The sequence below is a fragment of the Photorhabdus kayaii genome (assembly GCF_025384895.1).
Classification (GTDB): domain Bacteria; phylum Pseudomonadota; class Gammaproteobacteria; order Enterobacterales; family Enterobacteriaceae; genus Photorhabdus; species Photorhabdus kayaii.
The window spans coordinates 1-3,354 of sequence record NZ_JAJAFZ010000137.1; the positions used below are offsets into that span (position 1 = coordinate 1).

Annotated in this window: 5 protein-coding genes and 1 pseudogene; 1 reads left to right on the plus strand and 5 read right to left on the minus strand. The window is 41.1% G+C overall.

Features of this window, described 5'->3' with window-relative positions; genetic code table 11:
- Positions 1 to 26: 26 nt before the first annotated feature.
- Positions 27 to 149 (minus strand): hypothetical protein, encoded by a 123-nt coding sequence (locus LGZ98_RS23130; RefSeq protein ID WP_262405148.1) that lies wholly within the window; start codon positions 147 to 149, stop codon positions 27 to 29.
- Positions 150 to 548: 399 nt separating this feature from the next.
- A pseudogene (locus tag LGZ98_RS23135) lies at positions 549 to 818 on the minus strand (group II intron reverse transcriptase/maturase); the annotation flags it as partial.
- Between the two features lie 195 nt (positions 819 to 1,013).
- Here LGZ98_RS23135 and LGZ98_RS23140 point away from each other — a divergent pair.
- A complete protein-coding gene (locus LGZ98_RS23140) occupies positions 1,014 to 1,286 on the plus strand; it encodes an IS1096 element passenger TnpR family protein (RefSeq protein WP_229015648.1) in 273 nt (90 codons plus the stop codon).
- Positions 1,287 to 1,316: 30 nt separating this feature from the next.
- On the opposite strand, the gene LGZ98_RS23145 is transcribed toward LGZ98_RS23140, so the two are convergent.
- The 3 genes from LGZ98_RS23145 to LGZ98_RS23155 form a co-directional block, all read right to left on the minus strand.
- A complete protein-coding gene (locus LGZ98_RS23145) occupies positions 1,317 to 1,490 on the minus strand; it encodes a hypothetical protein (protein ID WP_229015646.1) in 174 nt (57 codons plus the stop codon).
- A 530-nt stretch (positions 1,491 to 2,020) separates the two neighbouring features.
- On the minus strand, positions 2,021 to 2,326 hold the full coding sequence (locus LGZ98_RS23150; protein WP_113042620.1) for a helix-turn-helix domain-containing protein: 306 nt from the start codon (positions 2,324 to 2,326) through the stop codon (positions 2,021 to 2,023).
- A 29-nt stretch (positions 2,327 to 2,355) separates the two neighbouring features.
- Positions 2,356 to 3,171, minus strand: coding sequence for an MrpH family fimbial adhesin (locus tag LGZ98_RS23155; protein ID WP_113042618.1), 816 nt, complete (start codon positions 3,169 to 3,171; stop codon positions 2,356 to 2,358).
- Between the last annotated feature and the right edge of the window lie 183 nt (positions 3,172 to 3,354).

Here is a 3,354-nt window from a genome sequence, read left to right on the forward strand (position 1 = left end):
GGTGGCCGCATTGCGGCCACACGGTATTATTCTTGCCACTCTTTATTAGAGACCCCACTAGCAACATCCAGCAGTAGTTCATTTTCAACATCGGCGTTTTCTGCGTTCAGTTCAGCTACAGCCAGTTCCAGCTCTTGAGCTTTATCCATCTTATTTTCCTTACTGTTGTATGTTTGCAAAAAATGTTCAAAAAAACACATCATTGTTCACTGTACACACATGTCGCGTACAGAATATACGTTAGGGACAAATAAAAAACTTGTCAATAGTGTTAACATATATAAAACCGATAAAGAACAAAAGAATAACTAATTCAATGCAAATCAATCAAAACAGAATAAATCAACATAACTTATTGTTTTTTAAATAAAAAACAAAATCAACTATTCATTAATATTAAGGATGACTATGTGATTTTTCGGCAAAAAAAATCTTATTGGGGTTTGGTTGAGTAGAGCTGTCTAGTCACCTAGACAGCCCCCTCCTCAGAATCGGACGTGCGGAACTACCGCATCCGGCTCCCGACAGACCAGTGCCCCCACACATATTCAGCGAGAATTGAACATTGAATGTGTTCTCCATTGAGACGGATAACCCAGCATTTTCAGGAGTAGCTTTAGCTTTTCCCACGTCAGCCGACGACACCCACCTTTCCGGTTGAACCATCGATAGATTATTCGCGTACTTTGGTAGATAAATTGCTCGACTCTTCTCTGGTTGTCAGAAATACCGTGATAGTTGATCCAGCCTCTGACTACTCTGATGATGGTATTCAGGATAAGCCTTATATCGGTCGTATTCAGGTTCTTCCAGAGGAAGTGAGACCATAAAATTCTGTGGGGCACTTTGTTAAATAGGCGATAGAATGAGCAATTAAGCACGCTTTTATCCGGCACCTCACCATGAAAAGCTATATCGTGAAAATTGCCCTTGGAGGTATCAGTCCTATGGTCTAGCACCGATTCAGGCTATCAGGCGAGACATCTTTAGCGGCTTTTCATTACATCATTCAGATCGCGCAGGGATGGCAGGATAATCACCTGCATCAATGCCGTATTTATGGCAAAAATTACGGCATTTCCTACTCCGGCGGACTCGGGTTTCCTGATGACCCCTACAAAATTACGCTTGATGACTTTGAATTTGATGCCGGTAACCGTTTTACCTACGAGTACAACTTTTTCGAGCACTGGTTTCATGATATCCGTATTGAAACTGTTCTCGAAAATTCTAATCTAACGTCCCTTTTTGTTTGGCCGGAAACAGAATGCCCGGCGCGACGTTAGCCGATGAAACTACTAAAACACTGGCATTGCTCATGCTGATGAAACGACAACGGTCAGAAAGATTCGTCCATTGATAGATGATCTTGATGCCGTCAGATTCAACCGTCTAAAGGTAAACCGCCAATTAAATAGACTTAACCTTGATTCACCAGAACTTGAACCCATCGTGATATGGCTGTAACAGATAGGGTGATCGGTATCCATAAAGGTATACCTTTTCATTCTTATGAAAAACAGGGCAATAACCCTCTATAAACCTCGAAAAAGCCAATTTTATAGAGTATTCTACAAATCTTTATCATGTTTAAAGACTATTGAGGGTAGTATGCACTATGCCTATATCCGGGTAAGTTCGGTTGACTAGCATGTTGAGCGCCAGAAAACGGCCCTGTCTTCATCCTGTCTCTTGATCTATGAAATATGATCAAGAGACAGTTGCTAAATGGGGTTTTACGGTGCATCGGATAAATTTTTCAGCATTGTCGGAGCATATTGGGCTTTGAAAAGGATTCCTGCTTCAATGGATGACCGGGCTATTACATGATTAAATTACTATCTGAACTTTAATAACTTCGTCAAAAGGGGAGATAAATAAGAATGGACTTTTTAATTTGTGGTAATAACATTGTGGTAATAACATGGCTGACAGAGAAATCATAAAAGTGACCGTTCCGTCGGTCACAAAACTCAGTCATCAACGGGTTTATAGATCCCCCGATTGGAGTCGAGATCAGTTAACATCCAAATTTACCCAATGTAGCCTCAGCAATAGGGATATATTGGTCTGTTAATTTATTGATGCTGTTATTGGTAGCAGGATAACTACAATCAAGGAAAAACCAGTTTATCGGCGTCTCCAATATTGAAGCGATCCGCACCAGATGGGATAAATTAATTCGGTTTATCCCTCTCTCATAACGTGAGAGTTGTTGCTGACTAATACCTATTTTTTCCGCCAATTTGGCGGCAGTCATACCCAACTCTTTCCTTCTTTTTTGAATACGCTTCCCTACTAATAGATGATCTTGTTTCATTTTCATCCCAGCCTTTAAATTAAAAAAACACCTTTTTATGGCATCGCCAAAATTATTGCCCCTGATCCTGAGAAAGGTCCTGCCTCTACTCTGCCATTTTTCTGTAAAATTGATTTCACTGTAACGGCTACATTTCCTCCCGCCGGTACAAACACAGCAACGCCGTCTTCACCATTTTTCTCATTTAATAGCAACTTAGCTTTCAAGCTACCATCACTTCTTAAAGGTACTAATCCCCTATCAGGTCCCGTCGCTGTCACGATAATCTCTATGTCTACATTGCAGGTCACATTGATATTTTCCGCTCTGGTTGCGCCTTCCAATTTTGCCTCATCAATACTACCGTAATTAAGTTCAACGGAGCCTTCTCTGACCTGACAAAATCCTATCGGTGGTGGTGCAACGCCACATAAAGATCCGGGTAATAATCTTCCATGAAAACCATTTTGATCGGTTTCATAAAATAGCCCGACACACTCCTGATGCGATCGAATCGCAGGGCCGAAATGTTTTGCAACGCCGGTAATCGGAAAACTGGTATATTTCAATATCTCCGCCTGCACTTGTTTCATTGTCTTGAATCTTTCTACGCGAGTATTGAATAGCCTATAGGGCTGCCCTGAATATCCATCAGCAAAATGGCGATGGTTAACCGATATCCAACACGCAGAATAACCATAACAAGGATTTGGCGTAAAATCGTTTTCTGGGTCCCAACGTTCAATGACAAAAGTATAATAGGCATTTGTGGGAATGCCCTCGGATTTAGTGATATATGAAAATATCGATGCAGCCGCACTTGATGAAAACAGCAATAAAAGTACCAGGCAAACAGAAAATAACTTTTTCATTTAAGTACCTAATAAAACCGTGCAAGTTAGTCATAATTCAGATTAAATGTCGCAATCGCATGAAATGCGCCTCGCTTAATCGTCTGGTTAGCTAGCGCAGTGGGTTCTGCCTGCACATATGCTTGCAGTGCAATCAAGTTTTCACCCTCTTTTAACGGATAGGCATCTCCCTCTTTATTCAAC